This is a genomic window from Streptomyces sp. ISL-98 (genome assembly GCF_018614055.1).
Classification (GTDB): Bacteria; Actinomycetota; Actinomycetes; order Streptomycetales; family Streptomycetaceae; genus Streptomyces; species Streptomyces spiramyceticus.
On record NZ_JAGGPB010000006.1, the window covers coordinates 160013 to 182636 of the forward strand.

At 70.6% G+C, this 22624-nt stretch carries 25 protein-coding genes; 10 read left to right on the forward strand and 15 right to left on the reverse strand.

Annotated features, from left to right (window positions below):
* Positions 1 to 20: 20 nt before the first annotated feature.
* A complete protein-coding gene (locus tag J7I98_RS07660; protein WP_214919828.1) occupies positions 21 to 1256 on the reverse strand; it encodes an FAD-dependent monooxygenase in 1236 nt (411 codons plus the stop codon).
* Between the two features lie 78 nt (positions 1257 to 1334).
* Between J7I98_RS07660 and J7I98_RS07665 the strand changes: the two genes are divergently transcribed.
* The 3 genes from J7I98_RS07665 to J7I98_RS07675 all read left to right on the forward strand — a co-directional run bounded on the left by J7I98_RS07665 (position 1335) and on the right by J7I98_RS07675 (position 3214).
* Positions 1335 to 1946: a TetR/AcrR family transcriptional regulator gene (locus J7I98_RS07665; protein WP_214919829.1), complete on the forward strand. Its 612-nt coding sequence runs from the start codon at positions 1335 to 1337 to the stop codon at positions 1944 to 1946.
* A 40-nt stretch (positions 1947 to 1986) separates the two neighbouring features.
* Positions 1987 to 2499 carry a DinB family protein gene (locus J7I98_RS07670; RefSeq protein ID WP_214919830.1) on the forward strand — a complete coding sequence of 171 codons (513 nt, stop codon included), beginning with the start codon at positions 1987 to 1989 and terminating at the stop codon, positions 2497 to 2499.
* Positions 2500 to 2734: 235 nt separating this feature from the next.
* Positions 2735 to 3214, forward strand: a complete 480-nt coding sequence (locus J7I98_RS07675) for a hypothetical protein (protein WP_214919831.1) — start codon at positions 2735 to 2737, stop codon at positions 3212 to 3214.
* 34 nt (positions 3215 to 3248) lie between these two features.
* Here J7I98_RS07675 and J7I98_RS07680 read toward each other — a convergent pair whose 3' ends face one another.
* The 7 genes from J7I98_RS07680 to J7I98_RS07710 form a co-directional block, all read right to left on the reverse strand.
* Positions 3249 to 3722, reverse strand: coding sequence for a hypothetical protein (locus J7I98_RS07680; protein ID WP_214919832.1), 474 nt, complete (start codon positions 3720 to 3722; stop codon positions 3249 to 3251).
* 309 nt (positions 3723 to 4031) lie between these two features.
* Complete coding sequence (ung, locus tag J7I98_RS07685) at positions 4032 to 4715, reverse strand: uracil-DNA glycosylase (protein ID WP_214919833.1); 684 nt, start codon at positions 4713 to 4715, stop codon at positions 4032 to 4034.
* Between the two features lie 68 nt (positions 4716 to 4783).
* Positions 4784 to 6364, reverse strand: coding sequence for an ABC transporter substrate-binding protein (locus tag J7I98_RS07690; RefSeq protein ID WP_214919834.1), 1581 nt, complete (start codon positions 6362 to 6364; stop codon positions 4784 to 4786).
* 119 nt (positions 6365 to 6483) lie between these two features.
* Complete coding sequence (locus tag J7I98_RS07695; RefSeq protein WP_214919835.1) at positions 6484 to 7263, reverse strand: SDR family oxidoreductase; 780 nt, start codon at positions 7261 to 7263, stop codon at positions 6484 to 6486.
* A 15-nt stretch (positions 7264 to 7278) separates the two neighbouring features.
* Positions 7279 to 8040, reverse strand: a complete 762-nt coding sequence (fabG, locus tag J7I98_RS07700) for a 3-oxoacyl-ACP reductase FabG (protein WP_214919836.1) — start codon at positions 8038 to 8040, stop codon at positions 7279 to 7281.
* A gap of 159 nt (positions 8041 to 8199) precedes the next feature.
* The gene (locus tag J7I98_RS07705) at positions 8200 to 8586 is read right to left on the reverse strand and encodes a DUF3037 domain-containing protein (protein ID WP_214919837.1); all 387 of its coding nucleotides are present in this window, start codon (positions 8584 to 8586) and stop codon (positions 8200 to 8202) included.
* Positions 8583 to 9464: a HipA family kinase gene (locus tag J7I98_RS07710; RefSeq protein WP_214919838.1), complete on the reverse strand. Its 882-nt coding sequence runs from the start codon at positions 9462 to 9464 to the stop codon at positions 8583 to 8585. Before J7I98_RS07710 ends, J7I98_RS07705 begins: the two co-directional genes overlap by 4 nt.
* Positions 9465 to 9529: 65 nt before the next feature.
* Here J7I98_RS07710 and J7I98_RS07715 point away from each other — a divergent pair, with 65 nt between their 5' ends.
* On the forward strand, positions 9530 to 11644 hold the full coding sequence (locus J7I98_RS07715) for a prolyl oligopeptidase family serine peptidase (protein WP_214919839.1): 2115 nt from the start codon (positions 9530 to 9532) through the stop codon (positions 11642 to 11644).
* A gap of 61 nt (positions 11645 to 11705) precedes the next feature.
* A complete protein-coding gene (locus J7I98_RS07720; protein ID WP_214919840.1) occupies positions 11706 to 12182 on the forward strand; it encodes a Rieske (2Fe-2S) protein in 477 nt (158 codons plus the stop codon).
* On the opposite strand, the gene J7I98_RS07725 is transcribed toward J7I98_RS07720, so the two are convergent.
* Positions 12169 to 12822, reverse strand: a complete 654-nt coding sequence (locus J7I98_RS07725; RefSeq protein WP_214919841.1) for a cysteine hydrolase — start codon at positions 12820 to 12822, stop codon at positions 12169 to 12171. The two genes, J7I98_RS07720 and J7I98_RS07725, sit on opposite strands and share 14 nt — an antisense overlap.
* A gap of 134 nt (positions 12823 to 12956) precedes the next feature.
* On the opposite strand from J7I98_RS07725, the gene J7I98_RS07730 reads away from it, so the two are divergent.
* Positions 12957 to 13430 carry a pyridoxamine 5'-phosphate oxidase family protein gene (locus tag J7I98_RS07730; RefSeq protein WP_214919842.1) on the forward strand — a complete coding sequence of 158 codons (474 nt, stop codon included), beginning with the start codon at positions 12957 to 12959 and terminating at the stop codon, positions 13428 to 13430.
* Positions 13431 to 13557: 127 nt separating this feature from the next.
* Here J7I98_RS07730 and J7I98_RS07735 read toward each other — a convergent pair whose 3' ends face one another.
* The gene (locus tag J7I98_RS07735) at positions 13558 to 14463 is read right to left on the reverse strand and encodes a LysR family transcriptional regulator (RefSeq protein ID WP_214919843.1); all 906 of its coding nucleotides are present in this window, start codon (positions 14461 to 14463) and stop codon (positions 13558 to 13560) included.
* A gap of 74 nt (positions 14464 to 14537) precedes the next feature.
* On the opposite strand from J7I98_RS07735, the gene J7I98_RS07740 reads away from it, so the two are divergent.
* Entirely contained in the window at positions 14538 to 15548 is a 1011-nt protein-coding gene (locus J7I98_RS07740) for a DMT family transporter (protein ID WP_214919844.1), read from the forward strand.
* Here the strand turns inward: J7I98_RS07740 and J7I98_RS07745 are convergent.
* Positions 15539 to 16873 (reverse strand): aminotransferase class I/II-fold pyridoxal phosphate-dependent enzyme, encoded by a 1335-nt coding sequence (locus J7I98_RS07745; protein ID WP_214919845.1) that lies wholly within the window; start codon positions 16871 to 16873, stop codon positions 15539 to 15541. The genes J7I98_RS07740 and J7I98_RS07745 overlap by 10 nt on opposite strands.
* Positions 16874 to 16908: 35 nt before the next feature.
* Between J7I98_RS07745 and J7I98_RS07750 the strand changes: the two genes are divergently transcribed.
* Both J7I98_RS07750 and J7I98_RS07755 read left to right on the forward strand, forming a co-directional pair.
* The gene (locus tag J7I98_RS07750) at positions 16909 to 17589 is read left to right on the forward strand and encodes a pyridoxamine 5'-phosphate oxidase family protein (protein ID WP_214919846.1); all 681 of its coding nucleotides are present in this window, start codon (positions 16909 to 16911) and stop codon (positions 17587 to 17589) included.
* Positions 17590 to 17598: 9 nt separating this feature from the next.
* Positions 17599 to 18237 (forward strand): FMN-binding negative transcriptional regulator, encoded by a 639-nt coding sequence (locus J7I98_RS07755; RefSeq protein WP_214919847.1) that lies wholly within the window; start codon positions 17599 to 17601, stop codon positions 18235 to 18237.
* 70 nt (positions 18238 to 18307) lie between these two features.
* Here J7I98_RS07755 and J7I98_RS07760 read toward each other — a convergent pair whose 3' ends face one another.
* The 3 genes from J7I98_RS07760 to J7I98_RS07770 form a co-directional block, all read right to left on the reverse strand.
* Positions 18308 to 19291 carry an EamA family transporter gene (locus J7I98_RS07760; protein WP_308377700.1) on the reverse strand — a complete coding sequence of 328 codons (984 nt, stop codon included), beginning with the start codon at positions 19289 to 19291 and terminating at the stop codon, positions 18308 to 18310.
* 160 nt (positions 19292 to 19451) lie between these two features.
* Entirely contained in the window at positions 19452 to 20486 is a 1035-nt protein-coding gene (locus tag J7I98_RS07765; protein ID WP_214919848.1) for a DMT family transporter, read from the reverse strand.
* A gap of 40 nt (positions 20487 to 20526) precedes the next feature.
* Positions 20527 to 21117: a Clp protease N-terminal domain-containing protein gene (locus J7I98_RS07770; protein WP_214919849.1), complete on the reverse strand. Its 591-nt coding sequence runs from the start codon at positions 21115 to 21117 to the stop codon at positions 20527 to 20529.
* Positions 21118 to 21440: 323 nt separating this feature from the next.
* Here J7I98_RS07770 and J7I98_RS07775 point away from each other — a divergent pair, with 323 nt between their 5' ends.
* Complete coding sequence (locus J7I98_RS07775) at positions 21441 to 21869, forward strand: SRPBCC family protein (RefSeq protein ID WP_214919850.1); 429 nt, start codon at positions 21441 to 21443, stop codon at positions 21867 to 21869.
* Between the two features lie 61 nt (positions 21870 to 21930).
* Here the strand turns inward: J7I98_RS07775 and J7I98_RS07780 are convergent, their stop codons facing one another.
* The gene (locus J7I98_RS07780; protein WP_214919851.1) at positions 21931 to 22518 is read right to left on the reverse strand and encodes a PadR family transcriptional regulator; all 588 of its coding nucleotides are present in this window, start codon (positions 22516 to 22518) and stop codon (positions 21931 to 21933) included.
* Positions 22519 to 22624 lie beyond the last annotated feature (106 nt).

Sequence of the window (22624 nt, forward strand, 5' to 3'; positions counted from 1 at the left end):
GGGCCTCCCTAACGCTGTATTCACTGGTTCCGGACCTGAAAGTCCCGTACTTCGGCAGCATACGTGCGCTGCGGCGGCTGCCAGTCGGCGATGCCGTCGAAGGTGCGCAGGGCGAGGCCGGGGCCGAAGCGGGCGAGGGTCATCAGGGTGTCGCGCGCGGCGACGGCGGGGGCGCTGCTGAGGGACACCAGCTTGGCGATCTGCGCCGACTTCCGGACGATGCCGCTGGTACGCGGCAGCCGGTCCGCGCTGTACGCCGCGAGGCCGGCCCCGAGGGCACCGGCGTCCGGGAGGTGGTGCGCGAGGACGATGCCGTCCTCGATGGCCTGGTTGCCGCCCTGCCCCATGGTCGGGGCCATGGCGTGCGCGGCGTCGCCGAGCAGTGCTGTCCTGCCCCGGTGGAAGGCCGGCAGGGGCGTGATCAGGTGGTGTACGTCGTGGCGCAGGACCTGGCCGGGGTCGGCGGCGGCGATGATCCCGGGTACCGGATCGTGCCAGCCGCCGAACCTGCGCAGCAGTTCGGCCTTCTCGCAGTCGGGCGCGTGGCCTCCGGCGGGCGTTACGGCAGCGGCGTACGCGTAGACGCGGCCGTCCTTGAGCGGCTGGGTGCCCCACAGGGCGCCGCGTCCCCAGGTCTCGTGCGGGGCGAAGGGCCGGTCCGGGGCGGGCACGACGACGCGCCAGGTGGTGATTCCGGCGTACGCGGGGCCGGGGTGGCCGGGGAACAGGGCGCGGCGCATCGCGGAGTTGATGCCGTCGCCGCCGATGACGAGGTCGGCTTCGATGTCCCCGTCGGGCGTGCTGACCACGGCTTTGCGCCCGCCGCGCCCGTCCGCCGCGCCCGGCACGCCCGGGTCGGCCAGCGACGCCGCTGTCCCGGTGCGTACGGCGTCGTCGGGCAGGCGGGAGACGAGGCGGTCGACGAGGATGGCGCGGTGGACGAGGACGAGGGGGCCGCCGAAGCGTTCGGTGGCGGCGGAACTGCTCATCCGGGAGAGCCAGCGCCCGCCCGGCGTGCGCATGCCGCCGTCGCCCTGCCAGGCGGCGAGTGCGCGGATCTCGTCGCCGAGGCCGATGACGTCGAGGGCCCGGTGCGCGTTGGGGGCGAGGCCGATGCCGGCGCCGACGGCTTCCAGGGCCGCGGCGCGCTCCAGGACGGTGACGTGCCAGCCGCGCTGGTGCAGGGCCACGGCGGCGGTGAGGCCGCCGATGCCGCCTCCGACGACGACGGCGTGGGGCTTGGGAGTGGTGCGCATGACGCCTCCTCGGCAACTACAGGTGTAGTAACTTCGCCAACCGTACTACACCTGTAGTCCTCGCGGTAGGTTGTTCCCATGACCGCCGCACGCACCGCCACGGGCCGCTCCCGCGCTGAGCTGATCACCGACACCGCGCTGACCCTGCTCGTCGAGCGCGGCATGCGCGGGCTCACCCACCGGGCAGTGGATGAACTCGCCGGACTCCCCCAGGGCTCGACGTCCAACTACGCGCGCACCCGGCAGGCCCTGCTCGAAGCGACGGTGCGGCGGCTGGCGGAACGTGAGGCGCAGGTGCTCGCCCTGGAGGAGATGTCGGCGCCGTCGGCCGGTCTGGACGGCCTCATCGACGCTCTCTCCCTCGTCCTGCACCGCCATCTGACCCAGCACCGCGCGCTGCTCGTGGCCCGTTACGAGCTGGGCCTGGAGGCAACGCGCCGGCCCGAGCTCCGGGAGTTCTACGACGCGGCGGGCAGGCACCGCTTCCGGGAACCGCTCAACGCACTGATGGCGGCGGCCGGTTCGGCGGAACCGGAGCGGCACGCTCTGTCGCTTGTGGCCTGGTGCGAAGGCCTGATGTTCTCCTGCGCGGCGGGCGCGTACCACTCGTCGGTGCCCAGCCGGGAAGAATTGCGCACGGGATTCGCCGAGTTGCTGCGCGGGATGCTGGGCAGCCGGCCGGGCGAATAAGTCCTGGCGGTGAGCTGCCCGGTGAGTGACGATGGCCGCCATGACTACTACACCTGAGCGCACCGAAGCGTCCACCACAGCCGGCGAGCGCGACATGCTGGAAGGCTGGCTGGAGTTCCACCGCGAGACACTCGCCCAGAAGTGTGCCGGCCTCACCGACGAGCAGTTGCGGGAGACGGCGCTACCGCCGTCGGAACTTTCCCTGCTCGGTCTCGTACGGCACATGGCGGAGGTCGAGCAGGCCTGGTTCCGCAATGTGCTCGCCAACGAGCAGGTTCCGCCGCTCTACTACACCGACGAGGACAGGGACGGCGACTTCCATGTCACCGACCAGGACACGTGGGCGGAGGCGGAGGCGAGCTGGCGCGACGCGATCGCCCGGGCGCGGGAGCTGGCCGCGCCGCGCTCGCTCGACGACCTCGGCGAGGGGAAGCACCGCCGCGGGGACATCAACCTCCGCTGGATTTACGTCCACATGATCGAGGAGTACGCCCGCCACAACGGCCACGCGGATCTGTTGCGCGAGCGCATCGACGGCACGACTGGTTACTAGGTGTGCCCTGCGGGCAGGCCCCCAGACCCCCGGTCGGGCTGATCTCTTAGCCCCTCCGGCTTTTGAGGAGCGGGGTCTGGGGCGGAGCCCCCGGCGGCGGCAGCCGCAAAATGTCAGCCGGGAAGGGGCGGGCTGGGTGGGCAAAAATCCAGCGCCCCGCCCCCGCGTCACCCATGTGGGCCAATCTCCAGCACCGCCTCCCCGGAACGGTCCCGCGCCCACCAGAGTTGCGCGGGTGAACCGAACTCGAACCACAGCGATGATCCTGGCGGGCGTGGCCGTCTCGGCCGTCTCCGGATGCGTGGCGGTGGAACCGCAGCCCGCCCCCTTACCAGCGACGGAACCCCCGCGTCTCTCCCGGGACGTACAGCCGCAGATCCTGAAGCCACCGATCGTGCAGGCCCCCGCCCTGGAGGCCCTGGACGCCGCACTCCCGCCAAAGCCGTCGCCGAGCGCCACGCCGCGGACGTCGCCGCGCGAGACCCCGGCGGCACGGCGTACCGCTCCCCCCGCACCGCCGCGGCAGGCCTCGCCCGCTCGGCCCGCGCCCCCGAAGGCCGCCGCACAGAAGCCCCGCGCCCTGCCGGGCATGGACGCACTCCCTCCCGCTCCCGCCGCCCCGCATACGGACGTGTGCGCACTCGGAGAGGGCTATGGCGGGTGGCAGCCCGGCAGCCCCGAGGCCCGCATCTGCCGTGAGACGTACGGACGTTGACCGCGCATCACGCGCATCACGCACATGACGCGCATCACCCCGCTTCCGCGAGCCTTCTCTCCAGACGTTCGATGGCCGCACGGACACCGTCCCCGTAACCGTCGTCCCCCAGCGCGTCGGACGCCGCCCGCGCCCGCACCAGATGGGTGCGCGCGGCGTCGGGCCGGTGCAGCTTCAGGTAGTCGGCGGCCAGGTTGAGATGCAACGAGGGGTAGAAACCACGCACCGCCACCGACGAATCGTGCCGCGCAACCCTCTCGTCGGTCAGCCCGTCCGCGGCGGCCAGCGCCCTGAGATCCCAGGCGAGTTCATCACCGGCGTCGTCCTGGGTGTCCGCCATGTAGTGCGCGAGTGTGCAGCGATGGAAGGGATCGCCGTCCTCGCCGATCTCGTCCCACAGCACACCGAAGCGGTTGCGCGCCTCCTCGCGGTCACCGGCGTGGAGAAGCATGACCGCCTGCCCGATCCGCGTCATGGTGGCGTCCTCCGACGTCTCCTGCTGCTCCATCGCCGCGCTCTCCTGCCGTCCGCAAGCCCATTCAAAATGCTGACGATCTCGACGCTAGACCCCACCACTGACAATCCGGCTCAGGCAGAGCCCTGGTAGCGCAGGTCGGCCGCCGGCCCCGGTTCGGCCGCGGCAGCGGGGCATTCCGGCGAAGTGCAGCGACCCGGCCTCGTCGTGCGTGTACACGATCGCGTACGTCACCGCACCGGCGAGCCGGCCGGGCCGATCGGGACGGGCGGCTTCACTGCGCGTCACGGCGAGCCGGCCGTCCCGTACACCTTGACGTACGACGCCAGCTGATCACGACGGTCAGCCCAGGTTGGGCACGGTCCAGTCGATCGGAGCGTGGCCCTGCGCCGCCACCGCCTCGTTGATCTGCGTGAACGGACGGGACCCGAAGAACTTCTTCGCCGACAGGGGCGACGGGTGCGCGCCCTTCACCACCGTGTGCCGCTCTTCGTCGATCAACGGCAGCTTCTTCTGCGCGTAGTTGCCCCACAGCACGAAAACCGCCGGGTCGGGCCGCGAGGCCACGGCGCGGATCACCGCGTCCGTGAACTTCTCCCACCCCTTGCCCTTGTGGGAGTTGGGCTCGCCGGCCCGCACCGTCAGTACGGCGTTGAGCAGCAGGACACCCTGCTCGGCCCACGGCATCAGATAGCCGTTGTCCGGGATCGGGGTGCCCAGCTCCGCGTTCATCTCCTTGTAGATGTTCCGCAGGGACGGCGGCACCTTTACGCCGGGCCGCACCGAGAAGCACAGCCCGTGCCCCTGGCCCTCGCCGTGGTAAGGGTCCTGGCCAAGAACCAGGACCTTCACCTTGTCGTACGGCGTCGCGTCGAGCGCGGCGAAGACCTCCTCGCGCGGAGGGTAGACCGGACCGTTCGCCCGCTCCTTCTCGACGAATTCGGTGAGCTGCTGGAAATAGGGCTTCTGCAGCTCGTCCCCGAGGACGCCGCGCCAGGACTCGGGCAGCATGTCGGTGTCGGTCACGTCAACAACCTCCGGTAGGTAATCAGTTCTTCGCCACTGAACCTACCTGCGGCCACTGACAGCCGGACCTACCAGCTGGTCTTCCGGTGCAGCTGCCACACCTGCATGATCGTCTGCGGGTCCAGGGCCCGTTCGCCGCCCGCGATGTCGGACGAGGCCGCGACGTACAGCTTGCCCTGCCACAGCGGCAGCAGGCGGACGTCCTTGAGGAATATGTCCTGGGCGCGCTTGAACTGCTTGGCCACGGCGATGCGGTCGCTCTCACGGCGCGACTGCGGCAGCAGGCTGGAGGTGATCTCCGGTGTGTCGTACGGCGTGCCGACGGCGTTCTCCTTGCCGACGAACGGCGCGATGAAGTTGTCGGGGTCGGGGAAGTCGGGGGCCCAGCCACGGCCGAAGACCGGGTACTCGCCCTTCAGGTAGCCGTCCTTGAACTCTTTCCAGGGGCGGTTCTTGAGGGTGATCTTGAACAGACCGGACGAGTTCAGCTGCCGCTTCAGCTCGGCGAACTCCTTCGCCGTGGAAGATCCGTACCGGTCGGAGGTGTACCAGAAGGTCAGCGGCACGGGCTCGGTGATGCCCGCCTCGGCCAGGATCGCCTTCGCCTTCGGCACGCTCGGCTCGCCGTAGCTGTCGAAGAAGCTGGTGGCATGACCCGCGACGCCGCTCGGGACCATCGAGTAGAGGGGCTCGGCAGTGCCCTTGTAGACCTTGTCGACCAGCGCGCCCCGGTCGACGACCTGCGCGATCGCGCGGCGTACCGCGGGGTTGCGCGCGGCCGGGTCCTTGGGGTTGAACACCAGGTAGCGGATCTCCGCGCCGACGGCCTCGACGACCTGGAGCCCCTTCTCCTTCGGCTGCCCCTCCAGGTCGATGACCTGCTCCGCGGTCAGACCGCGGAACGTCGCGTCGATCTCCTTGCTCTTCAGCGCGGCGACCATGACGTTGGAGTCCTGGAAGTACCGGATGGTGACGGCGTCGTTCTTGACGTCGGCGAACCCGTCGTACTTCGGGTTCTTCACGAGCTCGGCCTCGTTGTCCGGCTTGTACGATTCGAGGGTGTACGGCCCGGAGCCGGTGATCTCGTCGCCCTTGCGGAGCTCGTCCTTCGGGTAGTCCGCGGGGTTCACCAGCGACATCGCGGGCGTGGCGAGGACGAACGGGAAGGTGGCGTCCGGCTTGTTCAGGCGGAAGGTGACCGTGCGGTCACCGTCGGTCTCCACCTTGTCCAGGCTGGTCAGAAGGCCGCTCGGGCCTCCGTCCACATCGATCTTGATGATGCGGTCGATCGAGTACTTGACGGCCGCCGCGTCCAGCTTGGCGCCGTCGGAGAAGACGAGGCCCTCGCGGAGCGTGCAGGTGTAGACCTGGTTCGAGCTGTCCTCGAAAGCGCACTTCTCCGCCGCGTCCGGCTCGGGAATGGTGCTTCCCGTGGGGTAGCTCACCAGGGTCTGGAAGATGTTCCTGTAGAGCTCCCAGGAGCCGTCCCAGGCCCCGGCCGGGTCGAGCGTGCTGGGCGTGCTCGTCGTACCGACAGCGAGCTTCTGCTCGGTGTCCGATTCATCACTGGAAAACAACCCGCATCCGCTCAGCAGGGATATGGACGCAAGGGCTGCAGCGGACTGCAGACATCTGGTCCGGTTGAACACGTGCACGCTCCTCGATCAGCCATGGGTCGGCAGACCATACCGCAGTGCCCTGTCGGGTCAACGCTCAGACCCGACAGGGCACTTGGTGTGAATACCGTTGAAATGCGGAGTAAAGCGACTCAGCCAACGCCGGCGTTCAAGAAGATACCGCCGTCCACGACGAGGGTCTGTCCCGTGATCCAGTCCGATTGGTCCGAAGTAAGGAAGGCCGCCGCTCCCCCGATGTCCTCGGGAACACCGAGCCGTCCCAGAGGATACGCCGCCGTGACCTCCTCCTCCCGGCCCTCATAGAGCGCCGCGGCGAATTTGGTCCTCACCACGGCCGGCGCGATGGCATTGACCCGCACGAGCGGCGCGAATTCGTGCGCGAGCTGGAGGGTCAGATTCACCATCGCCGCCTTGCTCATGCCGTACGCGCCGACGAAGGGCGAGGCGGCGAGCCCGGCGACCGAGGCGATATTGACGATCGCCCCGCCGTTCTCCTTCTGCCACGCCTTCCAGGTCTGCTGCGCGAATCCGAGCGCCGAGATCACATTCGTCTCGAAGACCTTGCGGGCCACGCCCAGGTCCAGGTCCGCCATCGGTCCGAAGACCGGATTCGTACCGGCGTTGTTGATCAGGAAGTCGACGCGGCCGAACGCCTCCATGGTGCGCTCCACGGCGATCGCCTGGTGCGCCTCGTCGTGGGCCTTGCCCGCGACGGCGATGACCCGGTCGGAGCCGAGCGCCTCGACGGCCTCCTTGAGGGCCTCCTCGCCGCGCCCGGTGATGCACACCCGGTCGCCGCGGGCGACGAGCGCCTGGGCGACGCCGTAACCGATTCCGCGGCTCCCGCCGGTGATCAGCGCGACTTTTCCACTGTCCTGCACTTCGGTTGCCTCATTTGCCTCAGTAGCCATGCTCAGTCCCTCGCGTCAGTTGAGCGGGCCGCCGGCCACGTACAGGACCTGGCCGGAGACAAAGCCGGCGTCCTCGCCCGTGAAGAAGGCGATGGCGTTGGCGATGTCGTCCGGCGTGCCGACGCGCTGGACCGGGATCTGGGTGGCTGCTGCCGCCTGGAAGTCCTCGAAGCCCATGCCCATGCGGGCGGCGGTCTGGGCGGTCATCTCGGTGACGATGAAGCCGGGCGCGACGGCATTGGCGGTGATGCCGAACTTGCCGAGCTCCTTGGCCAGGGTCTTGGTGAAGCCCTGGAGGCCGGCCTTGACGGCGGCGTAGTTGGCCTGACCACGGTTGCCGAGCGCCGAGCTGCTGGAGAGGCTGACGATACGGCCGAACTTGGCGTCCACCATGTGCTTCTGGCAGGCCTTGGACATCAGGAACGCGCCCTTGAGGTGCACGTTCATCACGGTGTCCCAGTCGGACTCGCTCATCTTGAAGAGCAGGTTGTCGCGGAGCACGCCCGCGTTGTTCACCAGGATCGTCGGCGCACCGAGCTCCGTGGCGACGCGCGCGACGGCGGCCTCGACCTGCGCACTGTCGGAGACGTCGCAGCCTACGGCGACGGCGGTGCCGCCGGCCGCGGTGATCTTCTCGACCGTGTCCTTGCAGGCCGCCTCGTCGAGGTCGAGTACGGCGACGGCGCGGCCCTCGGCCGCGAGACGTACCGCGGTGGCGGCGCCAATGCCGCGCGCCGCCCCCGTCACGATCGCGACGCGCTGCTCGGTGGTGGACATGCTGGATCTCCTCGCCCTTGGATGCGGATCGGCCAAGTCGACCGAGAGTGAGTTCTCGATCACTGAGCAACCGCTTAGTCTTCAGCAGACGTGACGCTAGAAGGCATGGCACGCGGTGTCAACGGCCCAAGGATCCGCTCCGGGTTTCAGCGGCGCATTTCAGCGCACCAGCAGGTCCAGCAGGCGCTCGACCTCCGCCTCCGGATCCGTCGTGAGCCCGGTGTGCACCGGCCCCGGCTGTACGACGGTGCTGCGCGGCGCGATCAGCCAGCGAAAACGCCGGCCCGCGTCGTCGCCCGCCGCCTGTCCGGCCGCGTCCCCGCCGCCGCAGACGCCTTCCACGGCGCGCAGGGCGGCCCGTACACCCGCCACATCCGCTCGGGGGTCCAGAACCTTGAGCTTCGCCTCGTCCAGGTGGGTCCTGGCGGCGACGAAGGACTTGGCGCGGCAGTAGACCAGCACGCCCGCGTTGAACATTTCGCCGCGCTCCACGCGCGGCACGACGCGCACCAGCGCGTACTCGAAGACATCCCGCTGCGTGCTCACTTGCTGCCGTCCCTCATGCCTTGCTTGTCCTGCTCGCCCTGCTTGTCGCGCTTCGTCGGGTGCGGCCACGGGGTCAGGTGGTCCGTCAGCCAGCCCGGTGCCTGCGACGGCTTGTCCCTCGACGGCTCGCTGAGGGTGATCCGTTCGTGGATCGTCGCGGCGCGCGGCAGCAGCGCTTCGACATACGCGCGGCGCAGGGCGCCGGTCGTCTCGAAGCCGGGCTCGTCGACCAGCCACTCGGCCGGGACCTGCGCGGCGATCTCCGTGAGCAGCTCCTCGGTGACGAGGGGCGCCAGCCCGGCGGCAGCGGCGGCGATGTCGGGGCCGAAGGGGGCGAGTGCGTGGTCGGAGGCGTTGAACGGCTTGGCGGAGGCGCTCTGCGCGGTGGGCCAGTTGTGGTGCCAGATCATGGTCGCACCGTGGTCGATGAGCCACAGGTCGCCGTGCCAGACCAGCATGTTGGGGTTGCGCCAGGAGCGGTCGACGTTGTTGATCAGCGCGTCGAACCAGACGACCCGGCCGGCCTCGACCGGTTCCACCTCGTACGCGAGCGGGTCGAAGCCGATCGATCCGGGGAGGTAGTCCATCCCCAGGTTGAGCCCGCCGCTTGCCTTGAGCAGTTCCTGGACCTCCTGGTCCGGCTCGGCGAGGCCGATCACCGGGTCGAGCTGGATGGTCACCAGCTCGGGAACGCGCAGTCCCAGCCTGCGGGCCAGCTCGCCGCAGATGACTTCGGCGACCAGGGTCTTGCGGCCCTGTCCAGCGCCGGTGAATTTCATGACGTACGTACCGAGATCGTCGGCCTCGACGATCCCCGGGAGCGAGCCGCCCTCACGCAAGGGCGTGACGTAGCGGGTCGCTGTGACTTCGGAGAGCATTTCCCCACATTACTGCCGGTCGGGTGGCCTTCTCGATCAGTTATTCGCCTGCGAGGGTGTCGCGCATGGATGTTGAGGAGTTCCCGCGCCAGTTCGCCCGTACCCGCCGCTTCTCGCTGGGAGTGCCCCGCCGGTTCACCGTCTCCCCCGACGGCGAACGCGTGCTGTTCGTACGGTCGGACAGTGGCAGCGACCCGGTGAGCAGACTGTGGCTGTACGAGGACGGGAGCGAGCGGATAATCGCCGGCCCCCACGGCGGCGACGGCAACGATCCCGAGGCGGAGCGGATCCGCCGGGAGCGGGCCCGCGAAACATCCACGGGCGTGGTGGCGTACGCGACCGACTTACCGGTGCGTGTCGTGGCGTACGCACTGGGCGGCGAGCTCTGGGTCGTACGGACGGACGGCGGCACCCCGCGCCGCATCCCGACGGCGGGCCCCGCGGTCGATCCGCGCCCCTCGCCCGACGGGAGGCTCGTCGCGTACGTCACCGGGGGCGCCCTGCGCGTCGTGAGCACCGACGGGCGGGGCGACGACCGGCTGCTGGCCGAGCCGGAGGGCGGCGAGGTGACGTACGGCCTCCCGGACCATGTGGCGGCCGAGTCGCTCGACAGGACGCGCGGCCACTGGTGGTCGCCGGACAGCGATGCGCTGCTCGTCGCGCGCGTGGACACCTCGATGGTGCAGCGCTGGTACCTCAGCGATCCGGCGAACCCCGCGCAGGTCCCACGCTCGGTGCCCTATCCGGCGGCCGGAACAGCCAACGCGGAGACGTCCCTGCACATCGTGCGGCTGGACGGCGACGCGGTCGCGGTACGGATCCCTGACGCAGCCGACCCGGAGTACCACTTCGAGGGCCGGTGGACGGACACGGCGTTCGAGTACGTCGTCTCGGCCGGGTGGGACGCCATCGGCCCGGTCGTCAACGTGCAGACGAGGGACCAGCGCACGGCGTGCCTGCTGGACATCGACCCGGCGACCGGCGCGACATCGCCGCTGCACACGCAACGCGACCCGGCATGGCTGGAGTTCGTCCCGGGCGCCCCGACGCGCACCGCATCCGGCGCCCCTGTCATTCCTTTCGTGCCGCAAGAGGGGCGCGCACGGGGGCTGAGGATGGTCCGGGACAAAGCGGTCACTCCGCCCGGGCTGAATGTCCGCGAAGTGCTGTGCACCATCGGTGAGCGGGTGCTCTTCACCGCCAACGAGGAGCCGACGGAGGTCCATGTCTGGTCGTACGAACCAGCCTCCGGATTCGTCCGGCTGACCACGGAGCCGGGCATCCACACGGCGGCGGCGGGTGGCAGCACGGTCGTACTGGACAGCAGGACGCCGGACGGCCACACAGTGACCGTGCTCCGCGACGGCAGACCGGCCGGGCACATCGCCGTACTCGCCGAGGAGCCGCTGATCACGCCCCGGCCGATCCATCTCTCGCTCGGCGAGCGCGCATTGCGCAGCCGGCTGTTTCTGCCGTCGTGGTACGAGCCCGGGGCGGGAAAGCTGCCGGTCCTGCTCAGTCCGTACGCCGGACCGGGGGTGCAACTGGTCGTCAAGGCCCGCATGTGGTGGACGGCCGTCGCCCAGTGGTGGGCCGAGCAGGGCTTCGCCGTGCTGATGACGGACGGTCGCGGCACACCCGGACGCGGCATCGCGTGGGAGAAGAGCATCCACGGTGACCAGCTGACGCCCGTACTCGAAGACCAGATCGACGCGCTGCACGCGGCGGCCGGGCACTGCGATGCTCTCGATCTGGAGCGCGTGGGGATCCGCGGCTGGTCCTTCGGGGGTTATCTGGCGGCGGGCGCGGTACTGCACAGGCCCGAGGTGTTCCATGCCGCCGTCGCGGGTGCGGCGCCCACCGATATGCGGCTGTACGACACGCACTGGAAGGAGCGCTACCTCGGCCATCCCGACGTCATGCCGGAGAACTACGAGCGCTGCTCGCTGGTCGGGCACGCCGGGAAGCTGACCCGGCCGCTGATGCTGGTCCACGGCATGGCGGACGACAATGTCGCGCCGGCCCACATGCTGCGCTTCTCCGCGGCGCTGCTCGCGGCGGGGCGGCCGCACACCGTCCTGCCACTGCCGGGCGCGAGCCATCTGGTCACGCAGGAGGGCGTGGCGGACAGCCTGCTGCTGCTCGAGCTCGACTTCCTGAAGAAGTCGCTCGGCGCGTGAACACCATGACGCGGCCGCCCGTACAACATCACGTAGCCAGAAGCGGAAGGGGAATGCCGGCATGACGGGATCTCAGGAGACAGGGCGGGTGCTCGGCCGCCGCACGGTCGTCGCCGCGGTGGGCGCCGCCGGAGTCGCGGCGGCGCTGACGGCGTGCGGTGGTTCGGACAGCTCTGCCGACACCGCCGTCGAGAAGCCGGCGGGCAGCGGTGGTGACGCGGGCGGGAGCGGCGCAGGTGGCGGTGACGCGGGGGCCGCGCTTGCCAAGACCAGCGACATTCCGGAGGGCGGCGGCAAGGTGTTCGCCGACCGGGGCGTGGTGATCACGCAGCCCACGGCGGGGCAGTTCAAGGCGTTCTCGTCGAAGTGCACCCATCAGGGCTGCGCGGTCAAGGACATCGCCGACGGCACCATCAACTGCCCCTGTCACGGCAGCAAGTTCGACGCGACGGACGGCAGCGTGAAGGCCGGTCCGGCCACGCAGCCGCTTCCCCCGGCCGCCATCAAGGTCGACGGCGGCTCCATCACGCTGGCCTGACCCGCCTCGGCCGGCGCTTCCAGCAGGCCAGCACCTCGTCGGTCGTGGTGATGGTGGCGACGAAGGCGAGTGTGTTGCGGATCATCGCGGGGGTGTACTCGGCGGGCACCCCCGCGATGGCGTCCGAGAGCACGACCGCTGTGTAGCCGAGGTTGACCGCGTCGAAGACGGCGTTGGGAATCGCGACATTGGCCGAGACTCCGGTGACGAGCAGGCTCCGGCAGCCGAGATTGCGCAGCAGGGCGTCGACGTCCGTACCGGCGAGGGGCGAGAGCCCGTGCAGGCGGCGTACGACAAGATCCTCGTCCGCGACCTCGATCGGCTCGGCGATACGGACGGCCGTCGTCCCGGTCAGCTGCTGTACGGGCAGGCGTGCGGCGGCGCGGAAGAGCCGTGCGTTGTGACTGGCGCCGCGCCCGTCGGGCCGCCGTTCCGCCACCGCGTGCAGCACCTGTACGCCGGCCTCGTGGGCACCGTCCACCAAGCGCGCGACATGGTGGAGAGCGCCCGACGACCGTGCCACTTCGGCCAGTTCGGGCAGTGCACTGTCCCGCCCGACGACACCCTGCTGGCATTCCACGGTGAGCAGCACCGTGGTCGCGGGATCGAGCTGCTCCGCGAGCTGTTCGTACGACGGCAAGGCTCCCCCTCGGGTCTGATCCGGACCGGGCGAACGGGCGACCGGGCGCGCGAGGCTAATCGCCATTGCGCGATGAAGGAAGAGACCCCATGATTTCTGACACCCAGTCAGAAACGATGAGGGGACGATCTCGGATGACCGCCACACAGCGCAGGGGCCGCCGGATCATGATGACGGACGCCGAGCGGGACGCGTACCTCAGCGAGCAGCGCACCTGCCGGGTGGCGACGGTCTCGGCGGACGGCAGCCCGCATGTCGGCGCGCTGTGGTTCGTCTGGGACGGTGACTCGATGTGGCTGTACTCGATCACGCGCAGCCGTCGCTGGGCGCAGCTGCGGAAGGACGCCCGGCTGGCCGTGGTCGTCGACGACGGCGTGGAGTACAGCGAACTGCGCGGCGTGGAACTGTCGGGCACGGCCGAGTTCGTGGGCGAGGCTCCGCGTACGGGCGAGCCGTGCCCCGAACTCGAAGAGGCGGAGCGGCTGTTCCCGCGCAAGTACTTCGGTATGACGGAGATGCCGCACGACGGGCGGCACGCCTGGCTGCGGCTCACGCCGGACGCGGTGACTTCGTGGGACTTCCGCAAGCTCGGCTCGGCCGGCGGCTGACGACCGCCGATGCCCGAGGACCGCTCCCGGCTGAGGACTGCCCCTGGCTGAGGACTGCCCCTGGCTGAGGACCGCCGCTGACTAAGGACCTCCACTGACTGACGGGCGCCACTGACCGAGGACGCCCCTAGCTGACGACCGCCGTGCCCGCCGCGCACAGCGCGTCGACCGCCGCGCGGATCGAGGGCCGCCGGTCGGCGTCCGCACGCCAGACGGCGTACACATGCCGCCGCATGGCGTGCCGCACCGGTACGACGCGGACCCGGTCCGGCACCGGCCCGCGCCCGAGCCGGGGCGCCACGCACACCCCGAGGCCCTCGGCGATCAGCGCGAGCTGGGTGGCGTGCTCCTCGGCGACATGCGCGATGCGAGGCTCGACGCCCTTGCCGCGCAGGGTGAACATCAGCCACTCGTGGCAGAACTCGCCCTCCGCCCAGGTGACCCAGTCGTCGTCGGCGAACTCCTCCAGGTCCACCGCGGTCCGGCCGGCCAGGGGGTGGTCGACGTGCATGGCGACGTCGGCGGGGTCGTGCAACAGCTCGCGCTTCGCGAGCCCTTCGGGCATGGAGAGCGGCCTGTTGTACCAGTCGAGTACGACGGCCACGTCGAAGTCGCCCCGCACGATGCCCCGTACAGACTCTGCGGGCTCCATCTCCCTCAGCTTCACCCTCAGTTGCGGGTGGTCGGTACGGAGCGTGGCGAGGGCCGAGGGCAGCAGGCCGCGGGCGGCCGTGGGGAACGCGGCGACGGCCAGATCGCCGACGACCCGGCCGCTCTGCGCCTCGATGTCGGCCTGGGCGAGTTCGACCTGGGAGAGGATGCGGGCCGCGTGATCGGCGAGCAGCCGTCCGGCGTCGGTGAGGCGGACGCCGCGGCCGCTCTTGGCGAGCAGCGGCTGACCGACCTCGCGCTCCAGCTTGGCCATCTGCTGGGAGACGGCGGAGGTCGTCACATGCAGGCCCTCGGCGGCGCCGCTGACCGAGCCGTGCCGCGCGAGGGCGTCGAGCGTACGAAGGCGCTCCAAATTCAACATGTAAGCAATGCTAAGCGATAGGCCGAACAAAATCTCGCTTGTACTAAGAGGTTGACTGGGTCAAGGTGAGCACCATGAGCCCCGTCACCAGACCCAGCGCCGCGCCGGCCACCACCCCTGACGTCCCGCCCACGCCTGACGTCCCGCCCACGCCCGCCAGCCGCCGTCCCGCTCTCGACTGGCGCATCCGGTTCGCGGCGCTCTCGCTCATCTGGGGCTTCAGCTTTCTGTTCATCAAGGTCGGCACGCAGGCGTACGCACCCTTCCAAGTGACCCTGGGACGGCTCCTGTTCGGTACGGTCGTACTCGCCGTCGCGATGGCCGTGAAGCGGGTGGGGCTGCCCCGCGGCGCCCGCACCTGGGGCCATCTCGCCGTCGCCGCGTTCTTCCTCAACGCCCTGCCGTTCTCGCTCTTCGCCTACTCCGAGCTGACGATCCCCTCGACGCTCGCCGGCATCTGCAACGCCACCTCGCCGCTGTGGGGCATGGTGCTGTCGTTGGTCGCGTTCTCCGAGGACCGGCCGACCCGCCGCCGCGTCGCCGGACTCGGCATCGGCTTCATCGGCGTACTGACCGTGCTCGGCGCCTGGCAGGGCTTCTCGGGCCTTGACTTCGGCGGTACGGCGATGGCGCTGCTGGCCTCCCTCAGCTACCCGGTCGGCTGGATCTATCTGCGGCGTACGCTCGGGGGCAGCGGCCACTCCGCCCTCTCCATGACCGGCGCGCAGCTTCTTCTCGGCACCGCCCAACTGGCCGTGGTGACACCGATGTTCACCACCCTGCCCAGCTCGTTCCCGGTCGTTCCGCTGCTCGCGGTGGTGGCTCTCGGCGCGCTCGGGACGGGGCTCGCCATGCTCATCCAGTACAACCTGGTCGCCGAGATCGGCCCGACCACCGCCCAGATGGTCACGTACTTCGTCCCCGTCATCGCGACGGCCGCGGGCGTCACGTTGCTGGGCGAGCACCTGAGCTGGAACACCCCGGTCGGCGCACTCATCGTCCTGGCCGGAGCCGCACTCACTCAGAGCCGCGGCCGGAGCCGCAGCCGAAGCCGGAGCGCCGGCAACCGGCAGCCTCAGTCGTAGCGCCTGCCCGACGGCGCGGGACCGGCCGCCGAAGCGACGGCATCGGCGACGGGCCCGATGTCGTCCGCGGCCATGGCCGAGATGGTGAGGCGTACGCCGGGGGACGCGGACATCCGGAACCGCGCTCCTGGCGCGACGGCCCACCCTGCGTGCAGCAGCCTCGCCACCACCCCCGTCTCGTCCGCGACGGGCACCCACACGTTGAGGCCACTGCGCCCGTGCGCCTCGACCCCCCGCTCCGCCAGCGCCCGCACCAGCGCGTCCCGCCGCTCGCCGTACGCACGCGAGACGGCCCGGACATCCACCGCGCCCGTCACCCACAGGTCCACGACGGCGCGTTGCAACAGGCGGCTGACCCACCCGGGCCCGAGACGCTGACGGCCCATGACCCGGTCCACCGTGACCGGGTCGCCCGTCATCATGGCGAGGCGCAGATCCGGGCCGTACGCCTTCGCGACAGAGCGTACGAACACCCAGTGGTCCGTCACGCCCGCGAGCGGATGCACCGGCAGATCGACGATGCAGTGCCCGTGGTCGTCCTCGATGAGCAGCACCCCGGGATGCGCCGCGAGGACCGCGCGCAGCTCCTCGGCGCGCGCGCCGCTCACCGCCGCACCGGTCGGGTTCTGCGCCCGGTCCGTGACCACCATCGCGCGCGCCCCTCCCCGCAGTGCCCGCTCGACCTCACCGGGCAGCGGCCCGTCGTCGTCGAGCGCGACCGGTACGGCCCGCAGCCCCAGCGCCGGGATGAGGTCGAGCAGGGCGCCCCACCCCGGATCCTCGACTGCGACCGCGTCACCCGGTTTCAGGTGCGCCGCCAGTACGCGCTCGATCGCGTCCAGCGATCCCGAGGTGACGGCGACAGGGCCGCCCGGCACGCCGTCGGCGTCGAACGCGGCGCGCGCGAGCCGCGCGAACTCCGGGTCGACGGGGTCCTGTCCGTACAGCACGGGGCGCTCCGCGTTGTGCCGGGCCGCCGCCGCGAAGGCGTCGTGCAGCGGCGGCAGCAGCGCGGGATCGGGGTTCCCCTCGCTCAGGTCGCGCACGCCGGGCGGCACGTCGACCCGGATGGAGTCGCGCGCCGTACTGGCCGGGCGGGGCCGCACCCGGCTGCCGCGGCGGCCCGACGTCTCGATCACCCCGCGCTCGCGCAGGGTGCGGTACGCGGCCGCGACCGTATTGGGATTTACGCCGAGGTCACCCGCCAACTCCCGCATGGGTGGCAGTAGTTGACCGGGCTCCAGCTCCCCGGATCCCACCGCACGCTCCACGCTCGCGGCAATCTCCGATGCGCGGCGCCCACTGATCCGATACTCTCCTAGCACAAAGCACACTATGCACTAATACAATGGAGAACGCAATGCAGGACACCGCCACGCCGGACCCCACCACCTCGTACGCGCCTTCCGAGCGCACCGTCCCGACCCGTTCCCGGGAACGGGCCTCGTACGACCGCGATCTGGTGCACGCGATCCTCGACGAGGGCTACGTCTGCCACCTCGGCTTCGTCCGCGACGGCGCCCCCGTCGTTCTCCCCACCCTCTACGGGCGCATCGGCGAGCGCCTCTACGTGCACGGCTCCACGGGGTCCCGCCCGCTGCGCATGACGGGCCAGAGCGACCCCGGCCTCGCCGTCTGCCTCACGGTCACCCACGTCGACGGCCTGGTCCTGGCCCGCTCGGCCTTCCACCACTCCATCAACTACCGGTCCGTGGTGGTCCACGGCATCGCTCACCAGGTCATCGACGAGGAGGAGCGGCGCAGGGCGCTCGACGCCCTCGTCGACCATGTCGTCCCCGGCCGCTCCTACGACTCGCGCCCGGCCAACGCCAAGGAGCTCGCCGCGACCGCTGTGATCCGCCTCGACCTGGAGGAGGTCTCCGCCAAGGTCCGCACGGGCGGCCCCAACGACGAGCCCGAGGACGCCTCGCTGCCCCACTGGACGGGCGTGGTCCCGCTCGTCCGCGGATACGGAGCCCCGATTCCGGCAGACGACCTGGACCCGGCCGTCGTCCTCCCCGACTACCTCACCACCCTCTGAGGAGCTCCCGTGCTGATCCACCCGTGGGACGCGCCGCAGAGCGACAGCGAGTGGCAGCAGTGGCTCGCCACCCACGACTTCGGCCAGCTGGCGGTCAACGGTCTGCCGGGCGAGGCGCCGTACGTCCAGCCCACACATTTCGTGTACGACGCCGAACGCGGACGGTACGGCGAGATCCTCACGCACCTGGCCCGCCCGAACCTGCTGTGGAAGGCCGTCGAGGCGGATCCGCACGTCCTGCTGAGCGTCGTGGACGACTACGCGTACATACCCGGCCCTTGGCAGGCACCGACGGACACCCCTCCCGAGCACGGCGTGCCCACCAGCTTCTATGCCGCCGTTCAACTGCGCTGCAGGGCATACGTCGTGGACGACCCGGCGGAGAAGGCTGACCTGCTGAACCGCCAGGTCGGCCACTTCCAGCCTGAGGGCGGTTCGGCCGCCGCCGCCGTCGGCGAGGCACCGTACGGCCGCATGCTGTCGGGCATTCGCGGCCTGCGCCTCGAAGTGACGGAAATCCGGGCCAAGTTCAAGTACGGCAGCCACAAACCGGAGGATGTCCAGGACCGAACGGCAGCGGGCCTGGCGGGGCGCGGGGCCCCGCACGACGCGGCGGCCCACACCCACCACCTGCGCCGCCGCACCTAGACACGTACTTTTTCCCGTTTCTGGGAGGGGGCGGGGTGGAAAGCCCCCCACCCCCTCCCATCGGAACCACCTACGCGGGAACCGCCGCCGCCCTACGGCCGACCGCCGCGATCCGCGCCTCGGCAACCGCAAGTCCCGCCACGGCCGCGAGCAGCAGCAACGTCCCCACCACAGTGGCCACCGTCAGCCGCTCCCCCAGCAGGGCAACCGCGATGACCGCCGCACTCACCGGCTCCAGCAGCATGATCACCGAGACGGTCGCCGACCGTACGACGGCTGCTCCCGCGAAGTACAGGGCGTACGCGAGAGCCGTCGGCACCGCCGCCACGTACACCAGCAGCCACACCACCCGCGCGAGTTCCGCGCTGTGCGGCAGCAGCCCTTCGGCGACCGCGAGCGGCAGCAACCCGACCGACCCCACACCGAAGGCCCACGCGGTCGTCGAGATCGGGTCGCCTCCGCCACCGTCACGCCCCAACCGCCGCGTCAGCAGAGTGATGGCCGCATAACCCGCCGCCGAAAGCAGCGCGAGGGCGATGCCCGCAGGGCGTACAGTTCCGCTGTCGTTCCCCAGCACCAGCACGCCGAGACCGACGAGCGCGCCGGTCACGGTCACGATGCCGCCGCGCCCCAGCCGCTCCCCCATGGTCAGCCACGCACCGAGCGCGATCAGGACAGGCCCGGCCCCCAGGGTGACGACGGTGCCGACCGCGAGGCCTGTCGCCTGGACAGCCGCGAAGTAGGCGCTCTGGAAGACGGTGAGCCCGATGCCGGTGACGAGGATGCGCACAACCCGCCGCCTGCGCGGCTCGGGCTCGGCGGACACGGCGGCCGCCGTACGCCGTCGATGCCACCCCACCACACACGCGGGCAGCAGCAACAGAAGCCCACCGGCGCAACGCCAGAAGGACAGCGACAGAGGACCGAGATCGCTGATGAGGAACACCATGGAGGCAGCCGCCCCAGCGGTGCCCCAGGCAACTCCGGCAAAGATCAGACAGAGCAGGCCGCGCCCGGTGGGCAGGCCGGTGGGCACAAAAGAATGATCCGACACGTGACTTCTCCGCGTGAAGACGGGACTGGTGGTCGCTCGGCTCCGCACGCGGGCAGCGACGAACCGCTCGGGGACTGCCCGAGCCCGGTCTTCGTCTTCGGCAAGCCGCCCGCGTTACGCGGCAGGAGGCGGAAGCACAGTCATAGGCATGGTCGTGACCCTACGGCGCGGTCCGCCCGGCGGCCAACTTTCCGTCCGCGTCCGGGAGAGCAGCCGCACCGGCGGACTCACCGGCAACAGGCCGATTCGGACCCTTGGGTCCCTCGGGCCCCTTCTGCGTCTTCGGCGCCTTGGGCGCGGACGACTGAGCGATAAAGGCGCCGATGAGCACGACCGCCCCACCGAGAATCTGCGGCGCCGAAAGATGCTCGCGCAGCAGTACCCACGCCAGCACGGTCGCGATGACCGCCTCCAGACACGCGACCACCCCCGCCACCTGCGGCGACAGCCTCCGTACGGACACCACCCCGGTGACGTACGCGACGACGGTGGCGATCAGCACGATCCAGCCCAGCAGCAGCGCGGCCGGCACCTCGGTCCCGCCCATGTCCGCGCTTCCGGCGAGCAGCGACCAGTCCATGCCCCACGGCCGCGCGACGACGGTGAGCACCGCGGCGCCGATGAGCAGTCCGTACGCGATGACGCCGAGCGGATCAGCCGCGTCCTCGCCGGAGCTGCCCTGGTCGGACAGGACGAAGTAGCCGACCTGGCAGCAGGCCGCGCCGAGTGCGAGCAGCAGGCCGAGGGCGTCGAAGCTCAGCCCGGCCCAGACTTCGACGACACACGCGAGGCCGCCGACCGCCAGGACAACGCCGACGGCGGCGGCGCGCGTCACCGGCCTGCGCTGCACGAAACGCACCCACCCCAGCACCAGCGCGGGGGCGAGGTATTCGACAAGCAGGGCGACGCCGACGGGGATCCGGGATATGGAAGCGAAGTAGAACGCCTGCACGCCGGCGACCGCGAGGAGGCCGAACCCGGCGAGCAGAGCTGGTTTACGGCGCAGCAGCGTACGGTGGCGCCAGGCCACGGGCAGCATGACGAGGGCGGCACCGGTCACCCGGAGCCACACCACGTGCAGCGGGTCGAGCCCCGCTTCGATCAGCGGCTTGGCCGCTACACCTGAACCACCGAATGCGAACGCCGACGCCAGGGCAAGTCCCAGGCCGGCGCTCTTTCCCTGAGACGCGTGCATCGGCACATCATGCCAGTTGCCGTCAGGAGCGACACCCCTGTCACACCTGTCGAGATTCGCCCTGCAGGCGCCCGGCCAGCGACTCCGTGTCCACGCCTGCCCGCTGGAGCACCTCGACCGCCCGGCAGTCCCGGTCCGCGGCGAGTACGGCAAGGAGATCGAGCCCGCAGGCACGCTGATCGCCGCGCGACGCGGCGCGCTCCAGGGCGCCTTCCATGGCACTGACGGCGGCAGGCGACCATCCGGCGACACCCGCCGCCCCCGCCGCCTCGCACATCACCGGCACCGCGCCGGAGTCCTCCACCGTCCCCTGCCAGCGCAGCCCGTAGCCGATGCTGCGCTGGACGAGATAGCCGAGCACCCTGGCGACCTGCGGGGGGCCGTCGAACGCGGCCCTGACGTCGGGGTCGGTCTCGATCACCGAGTGCAGCAGATGTGCGGTGTCGATCTGCCGGTCGCCGTCCCGCAACGCCCGTCGGCGCGCGCCCGCGACCACCGAGGCGAGCTCCGCGGTGAGCCTCGCTTCGATTTCAGCTCGGACGTCTGCACAGCTGTCTGCACGGCTGTCTGCACGGCTGTCCGGTCGGTTCGCGGCAGGCTGCTGGGGAGCCCGCGGGGTACGGCTTTGCACACTCCCACCCCATCAGGCACCGGCGGCTGAAGCATCCCCGCGGGGAAGCATTCGCACATCCCACCGGAGTTGGGCAACCCCGCCCGGGCCCTCCTCCTTGCGGATGAGATCCGGATTTTCTCCCCCAGGGGCGCGCGCCGCCTTGCCCTGCGCCCCACGCGCAACCACGGCTCCCTCCCCCTCCTCCCCTCCGGACAACACCACGCGCCCCTCGGGAGCCGGGAGGGGAGGCCCATCGCCAGATCTGACGGTTCATCAGTATTGAATGTTCCGCCCCTTACCGCTACGTTCCGCGACACGAGCCGACGAGAAGGGGTGGTCGCATGGCCGAAGCCAGCGCGGAAGCACGCATCGGGGCACCGGCCGAGAAGATCTGGGCGCAGCTGACGGACTTCGCGGCGTACGGCCAGTGGAACGCCACCCACACCAGCTTCCCCAAGGGCGGCCCCGCGGTGCTCGAGGTCTCGGCGACGTACGAGGAGAACATGAAGCTCATGGGCTTCCCCGCCGAGGTGACCTGGACGGTCGAGGAACTGGAGCCGGCCCGGCTGCTCGCCACCAAGGGCAAAGGCCCGATGGGCGTCAACCTCGCCATGCGCTACTCGCTGACTCCCGACGGCGACGCGACCCGGGTCCGTATCGACGGCGAGTTCACCGGCGCCGCCGTATCGCTGATGGCGGGCAAGCTCAAGGACTCCGCGGGTGCTGCCCTGACCGAGTCGCTGCGCAAACTCGACGGCCTGGTCACCTGACCGCACGACGACGGCGCCCCGCGGACGATGTCCGCGGGGCGCCGTCGCGCAATCTGCCGGTTCAGTGTTCGTCGGCAAGGATGAGATAGAGCTTCTTGCGGGACTCGTTGATGACCGCGAGCGCCTTCTGCCGCTGCTCGGCGGAGCCGGTCTTCCAGACCTGGCCGAACGCTTCCATCAGACCGAAACCGGCCTGCCGGATCTCATTCATCGACTCCCAGTCGACGCCGCGCCCCGCCTCCTCCCACGGAGCCTGCGGCCCCGCTTCGGCCTCGGTGCGCCCGGCGTCGGTGAGCGTGAACAGCTTCTTGCCGCCCTCGCTCTCACTGACGATCAGGCCTTCGTCCTCCAGCAGCTGGAGCGTCGGGTAGACCGAACCGGGACTGGGCCGCCAGGCCCCGCCGCTGCGCTCGCCGATCTCCTGAATCATCTCGTAACCGTGCATGGGCCGGCCCGTCAGCAACGCCAGGATCGACGCGCGTACGTCGCCGCGCCTCGCCCTGCCGCGGGGCCCGCCCCGGCCGCGCCCGCCGCCACCCCAGGGCCCGCCGAACGGCGGTCCGAACGGGCCGAAGGCGGCACGCCGCCCCTCCGAGTCACCCCGACCGCGATGGCCGGGCCCGCAGTCCCCATGTCCATGTGAACGCATCACTACGCTCCTTCCATCGTTGATCTGTCGCGATGCGTCAACGATATATCGGAATAGCTCGCCCGACAAGAGTCGTCAGGAGTCAAATGAGGCCAGCCACCCACAA